Genomic DNA, 16,253 nt, shown 5'->3' with positions numbered 1-16,253 from the left:
GGGGGCTCCTAGGGCTTGGCGGCCGGCAGGGTAACGGAAAGAGGCGATTCGCACTGGCAGCTGTGTCGCTCGCCGGTGTCGATGTTCATCAGGGTCATGGCACCGCCCCACACGCAGCCGGTGTCGAGGGCAAATATACCGGGCTCGGTGCACTTGCCTTCGAGGGCTGCCCAGTGGCCAAAGATGATCTTTGTGCCGGCGGCCTTGCGGTCCTTGTGGGCGAACCAGGGTTTGTAGCCGGGCAGCGCGGTGTCGGCGCCTTCCTTGCTCTTGAGATCCAGCTTGCCTTCGGCGGTGCAGAAGCGCATGCGCGTGAAGTAGTTGGTGATCACCCGCAGGCGGGCGACGCCGGTCAGGTCGTTGTCCCATTTCACCGGATCGTTGCCGTACATGCCGTCGAGGTAGGCGGTGTACAGGTTGTCATCGGCCAGAGCCGCCTCGACTTCGGCAGCGCACTTGAGGGCTTTCTTCAGCGTCCATTGCGGCGGGATGCCGGCATGCACGAGGGCCATGTTGCGGGCCTCGTCATAGTGCATGAGCTTTTGTCGGCGCAGCCAATCGAGCAAATCGGCCCGGTCCGGTGCGTCGAGGATCTCCCGCAGGGTGTCGCTTTTTTTCAGGCGTTCGACGTTTCTATCCGCCGCCAGCAAGTGCAGGTCGTGGTTGCCCAGCACGCAGACCAGGGAATCGCGCAGGCTATATAAGTAGCGCAGGGTCTCCAGGGATTCGGGGCCGCGGTTGACCAGATCACCGACCAGCCACAGGCGGTCGCTTTTCGGGTCGAAGGCCACGCGCTCAAGTAAGCATTTGAGGGGCTCCAGGCAGCCTTGCAGGTCGCCGACCGCGTACGTCGCCATCAGTGCAGGGCTCCTGGCACGGCGAGGCGGAAGGGTGCGATGACGGCGTCGAACAGCTGGCCGTCCGTTGCTTTCATCTGATAGGAACCTTGCATGGTACCGACCTTGGAGGTCATCACCGTGCCGCTGCTGTAGGTGTGGCTGGCGCCGCAGTCGATCAACGGTTGCTGGCCGACGACGCCGGCACCGCGTACTTCCTCGACCTGACCGTCACCATCGGTGATCACCCAGTGGCGTGATAGCAACTTGGCCGGCACCAGCCCGTTGTTTTTCACCGTGATGGTGTAGGCAAAGGCGAAGCGGTTCTGTTCAGGTTGCGATTGGTCCGCGAGGAAGCGGGTGACGACGCTGACGTCGATCTGATAGCGAGGATCGGACATGCGAAAGGCCTTAAAAGCAAAAGCGGAGGACAGCAGATGCGGATCAGTCTAGGCCAAGAGGCGGGCACTAGGCCAGACATGCCGTCTGGCCTGTGCTCGGCAGGCTTCAGTCCGCGGCGGGCGCTGGCTGGATGGCAAGCTGGTCGGCCAGGCGCACGAATGCAGCCAGGTCCAGCTGCTCGGGGCGCAAGCCGCCGTCGACGCCGGCGGCTTCGATTTCAGCATTGCTCAGCAAAGCCTTGAGCGTGTTGCGCAGGGTCTTGCGACGCTGGTTGAAGGCCTCGCGTACCACGCGTTCCAGCAGCTTGTGATCCTTGGCCGGATGCGGCAGTACAGCGTGTGGCACCAGGCGCACGATGGCCGAATCGACCTTCGGCGGCGGGTTGAATGCGCCAGGGCCGACATTGAACAGGTGTTCGACGCGGCAGTGGTACTGGACCATGATCGACAAGCGGCCCCAATCACCGCCGCCAGGCCCTGCGGCCAGGCGCTCGACCACTTCCTTTTGCAGCATGAAGTGCATGTCGCGGATGATCCCTGCGTTATTCAGCAGGTGGAAAATCAGCGGCGTAGAGATGTTGTACGGCAGGTTGCCCACCACGCGCAGGCTGTTCGGCGCGGCGTTGAGGCTGTTGAAGTCGAACTTCAGCGCATCGCCCTGGTGCAGGTTGAAGTTGGGCTTGTTGGCGAACTGCTGGTTGAGGATCGGGATCAAGTCCTTGTCCAGTTCCACTACGTCCAGTTGCCCACCGCTGGCCAGCAGGCCTTGGGTCAGTGCGCCCTGGCCCGGGCCGATTTCCAGCAGACGGTCTTCGGGTTTGGCATGGATGGAGCGCAGGATGCGGTCGATCACGCCAGCGTCGTGCAGGAAGTTTTGCCCGAAGCGCTTGCGCGCCCGGTGTTGGTAATGCTCGGTCATATACGGGTCTCGGCCATCTGATAGGCGGTTTCCAGGGCCACGTGCAGGCTGCCGGTATCGATCTTGCCGCTGCCCGCCAGGTCCAGGGCAGTGCCATGGTCGACGGAGGTGCGGATGATCGGCAGGCCCAGTGTCACGTTGACGGCGGCGCCGAAGCCTTTGTATTTAAGCACCGGCAGCCCCTGGTCATGGTACATCGCCAGCACTGCGTCGCAGTGCTCCAGATATTTGGGGGTAAACAGAGTGTCTGCAGGCAATGGGCCGCGCAGGTCCATGCCTTCTTGGCGCAGACGCTCCAGGGTGGGTTCGATGATGTCGATTTCTTCATGGCCCAAGTGGCCGCCTTCACCGGCGTGGGGGTTGAGCCCACAGACCAGGATACGCGGTTGGGCGATGCCGAATTTCTGTTGCAGGTCGGCGTGCAGGATGCGCGTGACGCGCTCCACCCGCTCGACGGTGATGGCGTCGGCAATTTCACGCAGCGGCAGGTGCGTGGTCACCAGGGCGACGCGCAGGCCGCGGGTGGCCAGCATCATCACGACTTGTTCGGTGTGGGTCAGTTCGGCGAGGAATTCGGTATGCCCGGAAAAGGCGATCCCGGATTCGTTGATCACGCCCTTGTGCACCGGTGCGGTGATCATCCCGGCGAAGTCGCCGTCGATGCAGCCTTGGCCGGCACGGGTCAGGGTTTGCAGCACAAACGCGGCGTTGGCTTTGTCCAGTTGGCCGGCAATTACCTTGGCCTGCAGTGGGGTGTCCCACACATACAGGCTGCCGGCGGGGGCGGGCAGGTCGGGCCAGTTGCCTGGCGCCACGTCCAGCAAACTGACAACCACACCCAGCTGCGCGGCCCGCTCAAGGAGCAGGTCACGGCTGGTAATGGCAATCAGGGGGTGTGGCTGGGGGTGCGAGGCGAGCAGCAGGCACAGGTCTGGACCAATGCCGGCCGGCTCGCCGGGTGTTACCGCGAAACGCTGGGGTTTCACTGGGTTGCCTGGTCGGTGCCTGTTTGCTCGGCGCCTGGCAGCTTGTTTTCTACGTAGGCTTCGTCACGGATCTGACGCAGCCAGGTTTGCAGCTCTTCGTCGTATTTGCGGTTACGCAGTACGGACAGGGCTTGTTGCTCGCGGGCCTGGCTGGTGTTGTCGGTGGCGCGACGGCCAAGGACTTCCAGCACGTGCCAGCCATATTGGGTCTTGAACGGCTTGGACAATACACCCTGCGGGGTATCGGCCATCACCTGTTGGAACTCCGGCACCAGGGCTTTCGGGTCGATCCAGTTCAGGTCGCCGCCGTTGAGGGCGGAACCCGGGTCTTCCGAGAAGCTCTTGGCCAGGGTGGCGAAGTCTTCACCGCTTTGGATGCGGTCGTAGATCTTCTGGGCCAGTTCCTTGGTCTGGGCTTCGGTGCGGATTTCGCTAGGTTTGACCAGGATATGACGAACGTGCACTTCGTCTTTCAGCGAGGTCTCGCCGCCGCGTTTCTCCAGCAACTTCAGGATGATGAAGCCGCCCGGCGTACGTGCTGGCTGAGTGATTTCACCCGGCTGCATGGCGCTCAGCTCACGATCGAACGGAGGTGGCAATTGAGCGGCTTTACGCCAGCCCATGTCACCGCCGTCCAGGGCGTTGTCGCTGCCTGACTTGGCGATAGCCATCTGAGCAAAGTCGGCACCTTGCTTGAGCTGGTTGTAGATTTCCTGGGTTTTCGCCGCTGCTGCATTGAGCTGTTCGGAGTTGGCGCTGTCCGGGGTAGGGATCAGGATGTTGGCCAGGTGCAGTTCTTCGGAAAGCTGCATCTTGCCCAGGTCCGAGGCCAGGAAGTTCTTCACTTCCTGCTCGGAGACCTGCACCCGCTCAGCTACGCGACGCTGACGTACACGGCTGATGATCATTTCGCGACGGATCTGGTCACGGGCGTCCTCATAGGACAGGCCATCGCGGGCCAGGGCAGCGCGGAACTGGTCAATGCTCATATTGTTGCGTTGAGCGATGGTGCCAACCGCCTGGTTCAGTTCTTCGTCCGAAATACGGATGCCCGAACGCTCGCCGATCTGCAGTTGCAGGTTCTCGACGATCAGGCGTTCCAGCACCTGTTGGTCCAGCACGCTGGTCGGTGGCACGCCACCGCCACGCTTGGCGATGGTTTGCTGAACTTCCTTGACGCGTTGGTCCAGCTGGCTCTGCATGATCACGTCGTTATCGACGATGGCCACCACTTTATCCAGCTGTTGAACCGCAGCGTGTGCCGATGCGGTACCCAGGAACAGCGCGCCCAGTACGAGCGGGCGCAGACAATCAGAAAGCTTGGTCTTCACGTTCACGATAACCTTCAATGCCTTTGTCGAGGAAGCTCTCTACCTTGGCGCCGGTCAGGCCGCCGAGTCCTTTGAGGACGATCTGCAGGAAGAGCCCGTGGTCACCCTTTTCGTTAAGCGGGGCGATCTGGCTGTATTCGTCGTTGGCAACCCAGTAACGGTTGATGACACGCAGTTTCCAGCAGCAGTTGTCGTACTCGAAACCACCGAAGGCTTCCAGGGTACGGTTGCGGGCATAGTCATACTGCCAGCGGGTGATCAGGTTCCACTGTGGAACGATCGGCCACATCATCGAGAAGTCGTGTTGCTGGATTTTGTAGTAATCCTTCACGAAGTTCGGATCGCCTTCCTTACCGTAGTCACCACCGAACTGCCATTTGCCGGTCAGCTGGTTGTACACCACCTGATCGTTGCGATAGCGGTAGCCGAGGTTGACGACCTTGTTCGGGTTGTCTTCCGGCTGGTAGTGGAACATCGCGCTGCCGGAACGAGGACTGTGGTTCTCGGTGTCCCAGTTGTAGTCGGCAGTGGCGCGCCAGTCGCGGTTGAAGCGGAACTCGTAGTCCAGGGCGATTGGCGATACGTCGGACTGTGCGTCGGCACGGTCGGCGGCGAGTACACCTGGCAGTTGGACTTCGCGATCCTTGAAATACACCGCCTGGCCGACGGCGACGCGCTGACGTTCGAAGCCGTTTTCTTCGATCCAGCGGCTGGTCACACCCAGGGAGAGCTTGTTCTCGTCGCCGATCCGGTCGGAGCCGCTGAAGCGGTTGTCACGGAACAGCGAGGCGTAGTTGAACGAGTACTCACTGGTGTCGAATACCGGGATGTCGCTCTGGTCCTTGTTCGGTACGTACAAGTAGAAGGCGCGCGGTTCAAGAGTCTGGCGATAATCTTTGCCGAACCAGTTGGTGTCGCGGTCGAAGTACAGGCCGCTGTCGACACTGGCGACTGGCACGGCACGGTCTTGTGAACTCTTGAACTTCTGGCCATTTGTGGCCATGTAGGTCTTGCCTACATTGTCCAGGTCCAGATCGTACTTGGTGTAGACGTACTTGAGCTTCGGCGTAATGAAACCGTAGGTCGACTCCATCGGGTATGAGACAGCCGGGGCAGCGTTCAGGCGAGTACCGTTTGCACGGGTCAGGCCTCTGACATTGGTGTCCAGGCGAGGGGTGACTGTTACCCCATCCTGAGAAACAAAGTCGCCACTTAGAAGATTTCGCTCAAACCGAACTGCTTCGGTCTCGTAAGTGAAATCCAGGCCGCCCGGATGGTAAGGCAGTGCACCGTTAAAGGTGATCTGCGGCAAACGGTCATACGGCGTGATCTGGGAAATCGTCGCCAGCTGGTAAGCCTGCACATTCAGGCGCGCCTGATAGGAGTCGCCACGGTAGGCCACCGAACCTTGCTGGTTCAGGAAGTCGCGACTTTCCACACCTTCCTGATAGGCCTTGAGGTCCTGGAAGTAGTACGGATCGCTGATCTTGGTGTAGTCGACCTGAGTCGTCAGGCGTGAATCCAGCCCACCCCTGTGCTGCCAATTGAGCATATAGCGGGTTTTTTCGTAATCGGTCTGCTTCTTGCGCTCGTCGCTATCGTCATTCAGGTACGCGCCGCCGAACTGACCTTCGCTGGACTTGGTGAGGTAGCGGAATTCGCCTTCCATCAACATGCCGCGCTTGGTCATGTATTGCGGGTACAACGTGGCATCGTAGTTGGGCGCCAGGTTGAAGTAGTACGGCGTGACCAGGGTAAAGCCGGTTTCGCTGCCGGTGCTGAAGCTCGGCGGCAAGAAGCCGGACTGACGACGGTCGTCGATCGGGAAATAGATGTAAGGGGTGTACAGGATCGGAATGTTCTTGATCCGCAACGTCGCGTTGGTGGCCGTACCGAAACCGGTCGCCGGGTTCAACGTGATGTTGTTGCCCTTGAGCTGCCAGGCGTTGCTGTCCGGCTCGCAGGTGGTGTACGTACCGTCCTTGAGACGGATGATCGCGTTTTCGGCACGCTTGGCGTACAGCGCGCTGCCGCGGATACGCGACTTGTGCATCACGTATTCGGCGTTGTCGATCTGTGCCGCACCGGTATCCAGCTGGACTTCGGCATGGTCGCCGACGATCAGCGCGCCGTTGTCGCGCAGACGGACCTTGCCGTTCAGCTCGCCACGGTTCTCGGCCTGATACAGGCTGGCCTCATCGGATTCCATCTGCATGCTGCCCTGACGCATGACGACGTCACCGGCCAGGGTCGCGACCTGTTGTTCCTGCTCGTAACGAGAGGCCTTGGCACCGATGAAGGTCGGCGCATCGCTCTGTTTCGTCTTGTCGTTCATGCCAGGACGAGTCGGCTCGATATACGCACCGCCGCAATACGGGCCGGTTTCGGCCAGTTGGGCAGCGGTCAGCTTCTCGCGGGGTACCCAGTCCAGGTGGCTGTAGTCGGCGCTGCGCGAACGCAGGCCACGGCCCTTGGATTCGGTGACCAGTGCGGTCTGCGGCGCGGCGTCGGCGCTGCCGCCGGTTTCGCCTTGCGACGCAACGGCGGTCGAGCCAGCGGCGGCACCGTCGTGCACCGGACGCGGTGGCAATGGGGCTGCGGCGGTTTTCGGCGCGCAATCCCAGGCACCCGAAGCAGAGACTGAGCAGTCATACTGTTCCGCGGCGACCACGAATGAGGTGGCGAAGGGTTGCAAGGCCAGCAGACTGCCGGTTACCAGCAACGGAAATTTTCTACGAAACGCGGGGGATTTCAATGCCATCTTATTAGTCCGGGCTTCCTGCGTGCCATCTGCCCGCGGTTTGGGCCGCACGCCTCTCGATGGTCTGAAAAAGATGCGTGATAATAAAGCATGCCCCGCTTGACGGCTAGCGCCGTCGGAGACCCTTGTAATGCCCGAGCAAGATCTACGTTTACAACAGCTGGAAGTCTGGCTGGATGAGCAGTTACCGATCCTTTTCAACGCTCAAGGCTGGGGTGCCGTACCCCCGGCAACATTGACCGCAGCCAGCAGCGACGCGAGTTTCAGGCGTTACTTCCGCTGGGAAGGCGGTGGTCGCACGTTCGTCGTGATGGACGCCCCACCCCCCCAGGAAAACTGCAAACCTTTCGTCGATATCGCGCATTTGCTGGCGAAATCGGGAATAAATGTGCCAAAAATTTATGCAGAAGATTTGCCGCGCGGCTTTCTTTTGCTCAATGACCTGGGCACAAAAACCTATCTGGACGTGATCGACGAGCAAAACGCCGACCCATTGTTCGCCGATGCCATCAACGCCCTGCTGGCCTTCCAGCAATTGCCGATGGACGCGCCACTGCCCAGCTATGACGTGGCTTTGCTGCGCCGCGAGCTGGAATTGTTTCCCGAGTGGTACGTGCGTCGCCACCTGGGTCGTGAACTGGATACCCACCAGCAAGCGCTTTGGCAACGCGCCAGCGACCTGCTGATCGACAGCGCCCTGGCCCAGCCGAAAGTGCTGGTGCACCGCGACTACATGCCGCGCAACCTGATGATCAGCACGCCCAACCCCGGCGTACTGGACTTCCAGGACGCGGTCTACGGCCCGGTGACCTACGACATCACCTGCCTGTTCAAGGATGCGTTCCTCAGCTGGCCCCAGGCTCGTGTGCGTGAATGGCAGCGCGGCTACTGGGAGCGCGCTGTGCAGGCCGGAATTGCGGTACAGGCGCAATTTGATGACTTTCTGCGCGCCAGCGACCTGATGGGCGTGCAGCGTCACCTCAAGGTCATCGGCATTTTTGCGCGGATCTGCCATCGCGACGGCAAACCCCGCTACCTGGCCGATGTACCGCGCTTCTTTGCTTATATAGAAGCGGTGCTGGCGGATCGCCCTGAGCTGGGCGAATTGGCCGAACTGCTGACCAGCCTGCGCCAGCCCGCCGAGGCGACTGTATGAAGGCCATGATCCTGGCCGCCGGCAAAGGTGAGCGGATGCGTCCGCTCACCCTGCACACGCCCAAGCCGTTGGTGCAGGCCGGCGGCAAGCGCCTTATCGAGTATCACCTGGAGGCGCTGGCCAAGGCCGGTTTCACTGAAATCGTGATCAACCATGCCTGGCTCGGCCAGCAGATCGAAAGTTACCTGGGCGACGGCGCGCAGTTCGGCTTGCGTATCCAGTACTCGCCGGAGGGCGAACCGCTGGAGACTGGTGGCGGGATTTTCCAGGCCTTGCCGTTGCTGGGGGATGAGCCATTTCTGGTGGTCAACGGCGACATCTGGACCGACTACGATTTCAGCCGACTGCGCCAGCCGCTCCAGGGCCTGGCCCATCTGGTGATGGTCGATAACCCGGCACATCACCCCTCGGGCGGTGATTTCTACCTCGATCAAGGTTTGCTTCATGATGCTGCGCCCGGTGCCGATAACCTGACCTTCAGTGGCATTTCTGTGCTCGACCCGCAGCTGTTCACGGATTGCAGCGCCGGTGCCTTTAAGCTGGCGCCGCTGTTGCGGGCGGCGATGGCCAAGGATTTGGTAACGGGGGAGCACATGGCGGGACGCTGGATTGATGTCGGTACGCTGGAGCGCCTGGCGCAAGTCGAAACCCTGCTGACAGCGGGGCAGTAACATGCTGTGGCCAGGGACGCTGATCGGCGCCGGGGCTGGCTTTGCCATTGCCAGTATTCCGGGGGCCATGTTGGGTGCGCTGTTGGGGCAGGCGCTGGATCGGCGGTTGCACCTGCAAAACTGGGCGCAGCTGCGCGAGCGCCTCGGTGGGCGGCCAGCGTTGCGCAACGACGAGTTGTTGTTTGTGCTGCTGGGTCGCCTGGCCAAAAGCAATGGCCGGATCGTCGACGGGCATATCCAGCAGGCGCGCCAGGAAATGCGCGCGCTGGATATGTCCGAGCCTGCCCAGCGCCGGGCGATTGCCGCGTTCAACCGCGGCAAGTCCGGCACCGACCGCGTGCGCAGCTACTTGCGCGTGCTCAAGGCCCAGCCCCATGCCGCGGAAGGTGTATTGCGTGCCTGTTGGCGCATGGTCTGGGCGGACGGCAAGGCGGATGACGCCGAGCGCGATCTGATCGAGCAATGGGGTAAATGGCTGGGCTGGACGCCGCAACAGTTGCAGGCATTGGCGACTGACTACAAGCCGGAACGCAAACCGCTGGTGAGCCGGGGGATGTCCTATCAGGACGCGTTGCGCCTGCTCGCCGTGACGGCCACCACTGAACCTGCGGTGATCAAACGTGCCTATCGGCGCCTGCTCAGCCGCCACCATCCGGACAAGATTGCTGGCACTGGCGCAAGTCCCGCGCAAGTGCTTGAGGCCACCGAACGTACCCGCGAGCTGCACAGCGCGTTTGCATTGATTCGCGAGCGCCGGGATTTCCGCTAGTCGTCGCCAGTCTTGATTTGATAACCCATTCCAATGTGGGAGTAGGCTTGCTCGCGAATGCGGTGGTTCAGTCAAAACATCTGTGACTGATACTCCGCCTTCGCGAGCAAGCCCGCTCCCACAAGGGGATCAGCGGTGTTCTCGGTGTTCTTTGAGTCTGCGATCAGTTGGCGGTTGCCTGCGGGCTCAGCCAGCCACGAATCCGTCGATACAGCTGCTCCTGCTCCGCCGCGCTGTTGCCCGGCACGGTTTTAAGTGACACCTGCTTATAACCGTCATTTTTCGATCGCTTGGCGGCCTGGACGCGCTCCAGAGCTGCCTTGCGATCCTGGGCGGCGTCTTGATAGAACACATCCGCCGTGGGCACCTTCAGCTCCGGAGCCAGTTGTTGCAAATTCGGCTGGCGACCTGCGGGCGTTTTGCCGGCGACCATCACCAGTTTCTGCACCTGGGCCGGTTGTTTCTCGCTGAGATAACGCGCTGCCCACCAGGCGCCGGTGCCGTGGCCGAGCAGCACCACACTGCGCGCACCCTGGGTCTGGGCGAAGGCGACGGCGGCGTCGATGCGGTCGAAGATGCGCTTGGCGTCGGTTTTGTCGCTCTCGTCCGCACCTGGCACCACCGCCGGATCGGTGCCTTCGGCTTCGGCGCTGGCCGCTTGTTCGATGGGCTTGGCGGCGGTGCTGCCGTCTTTGCTGCTGGTGTCGACCGCTGCCTTCGGCGCTTCGATCACCCGAGGTGGCAAGGTGTCGATGTTGATGTCGGGCAGCGAGAGGCTGAGGGTGCCCCAATTGGCATTGGGCAGTTTGCGCCGCAGCGGTGCAATTGCTTGCGGCCAGTCAGCACTTTCGCCGGCGCCCGGTACGATAATCACCACGCCTTCGGGTTCGGCGCTGTTGGCCGGTTTCCACAAGGCCAGGAAGGTATCGCTGGCGGCCTGCAGTTGTTGCTGTTCCTCGCGCGGAACCTGGCGTTCCAGGGCGCTGGCATCTTCCTGGCTACGCTCCGGCAGGGGTTGGCGCACGGCAGGTGTTTCGGCGGCGGGGGCAGGCGCATCGGCGGCCTGCGCAGAAAAGCCGCTGGTAAAGAGCAGCGACAGGCACAATGCTGGCAGTGCCGAGCGGTTTCGAGGTGGCATCGTTGGTTTCCGGCCGTAAGTGATTCCAGCAGCCTAATGGGTTGGTCAGTATTTGTCAGTGATGTGAGACGTGGATCATGGGTTTTCGCTGTCTGCTGGTTATCGGCTGTTTGTGGTTTCCCTTGATGGCGGGAGCCACGCCTGTCTCTGCGGCGCCGCAAGCGCAGCTGGATGCCGGGCAACGGGAATGGTTGGCCGCGCACCCGCAGCTGCGCGTCGGCCTGGTGCTGCAGGCGCCCTACGCGCAGTACGACCGGCGCTTGCAGCGCTTGTCGGGGGCCAATGTCGAGTTGATGCAGTGGCTGGCCAAGGCGTTGAACATCGAACTGAGCTGGCGCAACTTTCCCACCCAGGAGCAACTGGAAGAGGCGTTGCGCGACGGTGAGGTCGACATCGCCCCCGGCTTGCAGCAAACCCCGGCCGGTTTGCGCCTGTGGTTGTTCACCGATCCGTATATGCGGGTGCCCCAACATATCGTCGGGACCCGTGAAGGTGGCGGCGCCGTCGAGTTGGAAAAACTCGACGAACTCTCACGCATCGCCGTGCGTATGCCCAGTGCCGTGGCCGACTACCTGCGCAGTACCTATCCCAAACTGAACCTGCAAGGCGTGCCCATGGAGCGCCAGGCCTTGCAATTGCTGCTCAGCCAGCAAGCGCGCTACGCCGTGGTGGATGAGGCGCAATTGAGCCGGCTGTCGGGTGAGGCGGAATTCGCCGGGCTGGCGGTGGTGGGGGACATCGGCCTGCCGCAATTGCTGCGGGTGGCCACGCGTCGCGAATGGCCGGAACTGGCCGGGATCATGCAAAGTGCGCTGCGCGCGATCCCCGCCCGGGATCTGGACCAACTGCACACCCGCTGGCTGCAACCCAAATACCCGCGGTTGTCGGAGTCGCCAGGGCTGTGGCAAAACCTCAGCCTGCTGCTCGGCCTGTTGCTGCTGGCCGGCCTGGCGGCGCTGTTCTGGCAGCGGCGCCAGTTGCGCGGCCTGGAGCACAGCTTGCTCGGCGCGCGGGAAGAAAGCGCCGCGCGTGCGGCGGGCGCCGAGGCGTTGCGGTTGACGCAGTTTTCCATCGATCAAAGCACCGTCGGCATTCTGTGGGTCAACTGGGACAGCCATGTGCGCTACGCCAACCGTGCGGCGGAAAGCATGCTTGGCTACGCGCCCGGAGCCTTGATCGAGCGACCGCTGATCGATTTTGATCCGACCCTGGACATGGACCGTTGGCTCAACCTGTGGAAGCGCGCCCGCGCCAGCGACGACGCCCCGCAGAACTTTGCCACCGACTGCCTGCGCGCCGATGGCAGCATCCTGCCGGCCGATGTGTCGTTGAGCTTCCTGCGCTTTGCCGACGGCGAATACCTGGTGGTCTACCTCAATGACGTCACCGAACGCCGTCGCTACGTGGCCGCGTTGCTGCAGAGCGAGGCGCAACTGCGCGAACTGTCCGCGCACCTGGAAACCGTGCGTGAAGAAGAAAAAGCGCGCATCGCCCGCGAAGTGCACGACGAACTGGGACAGATGCTCACCGTGCTCAAGCTGGAAACCTCCATGTGCGAGTTGGCCTACGCCCAACTCGACCCCGGCCTGCAGGAGCGCCTGAACAGCATGAAGCGCCTGATCGCCCAACTGTTCCAATTGGTGCGCGATGTGGCCACCGCGTTGCGCCCGCCGATTCTCGACGCCGGGATCGCCTCGGCCATCGAATGGCAGGCGCGGCGCTTCGAAGCGCGTACGCAGATTCCCTGCCTGGTGCAGGTTCCGGATAATCTGCCCGCCTTGAGCGATGCCAAGGCCATCGGCCTGTTCCGCATCCTGCAGGAGGCGCTGACCAATGTGATGCGCCATGCCCAGGCGCATACTGTCGAACTGACCCTGGCTGTGGAGGATTCGGACTTGCGGCTGACCATCAGCGATGACGGCGTCGGTTTTGTCCAGGCCCAGGGCCGCCCGGTATCGTTTGGCCTGGTCGGCATGCGTGAGCGCGTGTTGATCATGGGCGGGCAGTTGAGCCTGGACAGCGAGTTGGGGGAGGGCACCACCCTGAGTGTCACGGTGCCGTTGGATGCATAACACCAAGAGGAAGTCCCTGTGATCCGCGTACTGGTAGCCGAAGACCACACCATCGTTCGAGAAGGCATCAAGCAATTGATCGGCCTGGCCAAAGACCTGCTGGTGGTCGGCGAGGCGAGCAATGGCGAGCAGTTGCTGGAGACCTTGCGCCATGTGGCGTGCGAGGTGGTGCTGTTGGACATCTCGATGCCCGGCGTCAACGGCCTGGAGGCGATTGCGCGGATCCGTGCATTGAACAACCCGCCGGCGATCCTGGTGTTGTCGATGCACGATGAGGCGCAAATGGCCGCTCGTGCGTTGAAGGTCGGTGCCGCCGGTTACGCCACCAAGGACAGCGATCCGGCGCTGTTGCTCACGGCAATTCGCAAGGTCGCGGCAGGCGGGCGTTATATCGACCCGGACCTGGCCGACCGCATGGTCTTCGAGGTCGGCCTGACCGATGCGCGGCCGCTGCATTCGTTGCTGTCGGAGCGCGAGTTCTCGGTGTTCGAACGCCTGGCCCAGGGCGCCAACGTCAACGACATCGCCCAGCAACTGGCGTTGAGCAGCAAGACCATCAGCACCCACAAGGCGCGCTTGATGCAAAAACTCAATATCACCTCCCTGGCCGAACTGGTGAAGTACGCCATGGAACACAAGCTCCTCTGACGACATACCCAATAACGACACCCCGAAAATCTCGGCGCACCTATTCTTGCCGCTTGCGGCTCACCCCTTGCGCCGGCACTGTCCCGTGCGCGCCATCCGTGTAGGGCAATCCCTACCCCCAACCTTCCATCCGGCTGATGCAATTCTCTCCCGGCCCCCGATTTCCGGGGCCTCGCGCCTGGACTACGCTTGTGCCACAGCAGTCCAAAATACAAAGGTGCGGGTATGAGCGAGGTGGATTCAAATGAGGTCCTGGTCAGCTTTCGTGGCGTGCAGAAGAGCTACGACGGCGAGAACCTGATCGTCAAAGACCTCAACCTGGAGATTCGCAAGGGCGAGTTCCTCACCCTGCTCGGGCCTTCCGGTTCGGGCAAGACCACCAGCCTGATGATGCTTGCCGGCTTTGAAACGCCGACCGCCGGCGAAATCCAGCTGGCCGGGCGCGCCATCAACAATGTGCCGCCGCACAAGCGCGACATCGGCATGGTGTTCCAGAACTACGCGCTGTTCCCGCACATGACCGTCGCCGAGAACCTGGCGTTCCCGCTGTCGGTGCGCGGCCTGAGCAAGACCGACATCAGCGAGCGGGTCAAACGTGTGCTGAGCATGGTCCAGCTCGACGCTTTCGCCCAGCGCTACCCGGCGCAATTGTCCGGCGGCCAGCAGCAGCGTGTGGCCCTGGCCCGCGCCTTGGTGTTCGAGCCGCAATTGGTGCTGATGGATGAACCCCTCGGCGCCCTCGACAAGCAACTGCGTGAACACATGCAGATGGAGATCAAGCACCTGCACCAGCGCCTCGGCGTGACCGTGGTGTACGTGACCCATGACCAGGGCGAAGCCTTGACCATGTCCGACCGTGTGGCGGTGTTCCACCAGGGCGAGATCCAGCAGATCGCCCCACCGCGCACACTTTATGAAGAGCCGAAGAACACCTTCGTCGCCAACTTCATCGGCGAAAACAACCGCCTCAATGGCCGCCTGCACAGCCACTCCGGCGAGCGCTGCGTGGTCGAGCTGGCGCGCGGTGAGAAGGTCGAGGCACTGGCGGTCAACGTCGGCCAGATCGGTGGCCCGGTGACCCTGTCGGTGCGCCCGGAGCGCGTCAGCCTCAATGGTTCCAGCGAAAGTTGCGTCAACCGCTTCTCGGGGCGGGTGGCGGAATTCATCTACCTGGGCGACCACGTGCGTGTGCGCCTGGAAGTCTGCGGCAAGGCCGATTTTTTTGTGAAACAACCGATTGCCGAGCTGGACCCGGCCCTGGCAGTCGGCGACGTGGTTCCGATTGGCTGGCAAGTCGAGCACGTTCGCGCACTCGACCCACTTCTAGAGGCGAATTAATCGCCCCCATGGCTTCACCAACCCTGCACGTGGAGAGAACAACAATGTTGAGAACCCTGAAATTTTCCGCCCTGGCCCTGGGCCTGATCGGTGCGACCCAGGCCATGGCCGGCCCGGACCTGACTGTCGTGTCCTTCGGTGGCGCGAACAAGGCCGCCCAGGTCAAGGCCTTCTATGCCCCGTGGGAAAGCGCGGGCAACGGCAAGATCGTCGCTGGCGAGTACAACGGTGAAATGGCCAAGGTCAAGGCCATGGTCGACACCAAGAGCGTGTCCTGGGACCTGGTGGAAGTGGAGTCGCCGGAGCTGTCCCGTGGCTGTGACGAAGACATGTTCGAGCCGTTGGACCCGAAACTGTTCGGCAACACCGCCGATTACGTTAAAGGCGCGATCCAGCCGTGCGGCGTGGGCTTCTTCGTGTGGTCCACGGTGTTGGCCTACAACGCCGACAAACTGGCCAGCGCGCCTACCAGCTGGGCGGATTTCTGGGACGTGAAGAAATTCCCGGGCAAGCGCGGCCTGCGCAAGGGCGCCAAGTACACCCTGGAATTCGCGCTGATGGCCGACGGCGTTGCGCCGAAGGACGTCTACAAAGTACTGGCCGGCAAAGATGGCCAGGACCGCGCGTTCAAGAAACTCGACGAACTCAAGCCGTCGATCCAGTGGTGGGAAGCTGGCGCGCAACCGCCGCAGTACCTCGCCTCGGGTGACGTGGTGATGAGCTCGGCCTACAACGGCCGCATCGCCGCCGTGCAGAAAGAAAGCAACCTGAAAGTGGTGTGGAACGGCGGTATCTACGATTTCGACGCATGGGCCATTCCTAAAGGCCTGGCCAAGGACCGTGCCGAAGCGGCGAAGAAATTCATCGCCTTCTCGGTACAGCCGCAGCAGCAGAAGACCTACTCGGAAAACATCGCCTACGGCCCCGCCAACACCCAAGCCGTACCGTTGCTGGCCAAGGACATCCTCAAGGACATGCCGACCACCCCGGAAAACATCGCCAACCAAGTGCAGATCGATGTGAGCTTCTGGGCGGATAACGGCGAGCAGTTGGAGCAGCGTTTCAACTCGTGGGCTGCCAAGTAATCAGCAACACCGCTAAATCCATGTGTAGTGGGCTTGTGTGGGAGCGGGCTTGCTCGCGAAGGCGGTAGATCAGCCGCCACATGTGCAAGCTGATCCACCGCCCCCCCCCCCCCCCCCCCCCCCCCCCCCCCCCCCCCCCCCC

Annotated in this window: 14 protein-coding genes; 7 read left to right on the top strand and 7 right to left on the bottom strand. The window is 62.2% G+C overall.

The genetic code is table 11. From position 1 onward, the window contains the following. Nucleotides 1-8 precede the first annotated feature (8 nt). The 6 genes from OPU96_RS09935 to OPU96_RS09910 all read right to left on the bottom strand — a co-directional run bounded on the left by OPU96_RS09935 (nucleotide 9) and on the right by OPU96_RS09910 (nucleotide 7,234). Nucleotides 9-857 (bottom strand): symmetrical bis(5'-nucleosyl)-tetraphosphatase, encoded by an 849-nt coding sequence (locus OPU96_RS09935; protein WP_498559024.1) that lies wholly within the window; start codon nucleotides 855-857, stop codon nucleotides 9-11. Next, nucleotides 857-1,237 (bottom strand): Co2+/Mg2+ efflux facilitator ApaG/CorD, encoded by a 381-nt coding sequence (apaG, locus tag OPU96_RS09930; RefSeq protein ID WP_192299804.1) that lies wholly within the window; start codon nucleotides 1,235-1,237, stop codon nucleotides 857-859. Before apaG ends, OPU96_RS09935 begins: the two co-directional genes overlap by 1 nt. A 106-nt stretch (nucleotides 1,238-1,343) precedes the next feature. Continuing rightward, nucleotides 1,344-2,156 (bottom strand): 16S rRNA (adenine(1518)-N(6)/adenine(1519)-N(6))-dimethyltransferase RsmA, encoded by an 813-nt coding sequence (gene rsmA, locus OPU96_RS09925; protein WP_226454461.1) that lies wholly within the window; start codon nucleotides 2,154-2,156, stop codon nucleotides 1,344-1,346. Further along, the gene (gene pdxA, locus OPU96_RS09920; protein ID WP_192299802.1) at nucleotides 2,153-3,142 is read right to left on the bottom strand and encodes a 4-hydroxythreonine-4-phosphate dehydrogenase PdxA; all 990 of its coding nucleotides are present in this window, start codon (nucleotides 3,140-3,142) and stop codon (nucleotides 2,153-2,155) included. The genes rsmA and pdxA overlap by 4 nt, the downstream gene beginning before the upstream one ends. Continuing rightward, nucleotides 3,139-4,479 (bottom strand): peptidylprolyl isomerase, encoded by a 1,341-nt coding sequence (locus tag OPU96_RS09915; RefSeq protein WP_498559023.1) that lies wholly within the window; start codon nucleotides 4,477-4,479, stop codon nucleotides 3,139-3,141. Before OPU96_RS09915 ends, pdxA begins: the two co-directional genes overlap by 4 nt. Then, nucleotides 4,454-7,234 carry an LPS-assembly protein LptD gene (locus tag OPU96_RS09910; protein WP_498559022.1) on the bottom strand — a complete coding sequence of 927 codons (2,781 nt, stop codon included), beginning with the start codon at nucleotides 7,232-7,234 and terminating at the stop codon, nucleotides 4,454-4,456. The genes OPU96_RS09915 and OPU96_RS09910 overlap by 26 nt, the downstream gene beginning before the upstream one ends. 130 nt (nucleotides 7,235-7,364) lie before the next feature. On the opposite strand from OPU96_RS09910, the gene OPU96_RS09905 reads away from it, so the two are divergent. The 3 genes from OPU96_RS09905 to OPU96_RS09895 are packed head-to-tail and all read left to right on the top strand — an operon-like array spanning nucleotide 7,365 to nucleotide 9,830. Beyond that, nucleotides 7,365-8,390, top strand: a complete 1,026-nt coding sequence (locus tag OPU96_RS09905) for an aminoglycoside phosphotransferase family protein (RefSeq protein ID WP_498559021.1) — start codon at nucleotides 7,365-7,367, stop codon at nucleotides 8,388-8,390. Then, nucleotides 8,387-9,061 (top strand): N-acetylmuramate alpha-1-phosphate uridylyltransferase MurU, encoded by a 675-nt coding sequence (murU, locus tag OPU96_RS09900; protein WP_498559020.1) that lies wholly within the window; start codon nucleotides 8,387-8,389, stop codon nucleotides 9,059-9,061. The genes OPU96_RS09905 and murU overlap by 4 nt, the downstream gene beginning before the upstream one ends. 1 nt (nucleotide 9,062) lies before the next feature. Beyond that, complete coding sequence (locus OPU96_RS09895) at nucleotides 9,063-9,830, top strand: TerB family tellurite resistance protein (protein ID WP_192299797.1); 768 nt, start codon at nucleotides 9,063-9,065, stop codon at nucleotides 9,828-9,830. A 163-nt stretch (nucleotides 9,831-9,993) separates the two neighbouring features. Here the strand turns inward: OPU96_RS09895 and OPU96_RS09890 are convergent, their stop codons facing one another. Further along, nucleotides 9,994-10,968, bottom strand: coding sequence for an alpha/beta hydrolase family protein (locus OPU96_RS09890; RefSeq protein WP_498559019.1), 975 nt, complete (start codon nucleotides 10,966-10,968; stop codon nucleotides 9,994-9,996). Between the two features lie 77 nt (nucleotides 10,969-11,045). Here OPU96_RS09890 and OPU96_RS09885 point away from each other — a divergent pair, with 77 nt between their 5' ends. The 4 genes from OPU96_RS09885 (at nucleotide 11,046) to OPU96_RS09870 (ending at nucleotide 16,111) form a co-directional block, all read left to right on the top strand. Beyond that, on the top strand, nucleotides 11,046-13,040 hold the full coding sequence (locus OPU96_RS09885) for a sensor histidine kinase (RefSeq protein WP_192299795.1): 1,995 nt from the start codon (nucleotides 11,046-11,048) through the stop codon (nucleotides 13,038-13,040). A gap of 18 nt (nucleotides 13,041-13,058) precedes the next feature. Beyond that, nucleotides 13,059-13,688: a response regulator gene (locus OPU96_RS09880; protein WP_038842984.1), complete on the top strand. Its 630-nt coding sequence runs from the start codon at nucleotides 13,059-13,061 to the stop codon at nucleotides 13,686-13,688. A gap of 225 nt (nucleotides 13,689-13,913) precedes the next feature. Then, nucleotides 13,914-15,026 carry an ABC transporter ATP-binding protein gene (locus tag OPU96_RS09875; protein ID WP_226454456.1) on the top strand — a complete coding sequence of 371 codons (1,113 nt, stop codon included), beginning with the start codon at nucleotides 13,914-13,916 and terminating at the stop codon, nucleotides 15,024-15,026. 44 nt (nucleotides 15,027-15,070) lie between these two features. Further along, entirely contained in the window at nucleotides 15,071-16,111 is a 1,041-nt protein-coding gene (locus tag OPU96_RS09870) for an ABC transporter substrate-binding protein (RefSeq protein WP_226454455.1), read from the top strand. Nucleotides 16,112-16,253 lie beyond the last annotated feature (142 nt).

This window comes from Pseudomonas sp. RP-B7 (assembly GCF_059803535.1).
This window is presented reverse-complemented; position numbering and strand designations above follow the sequence as displayed.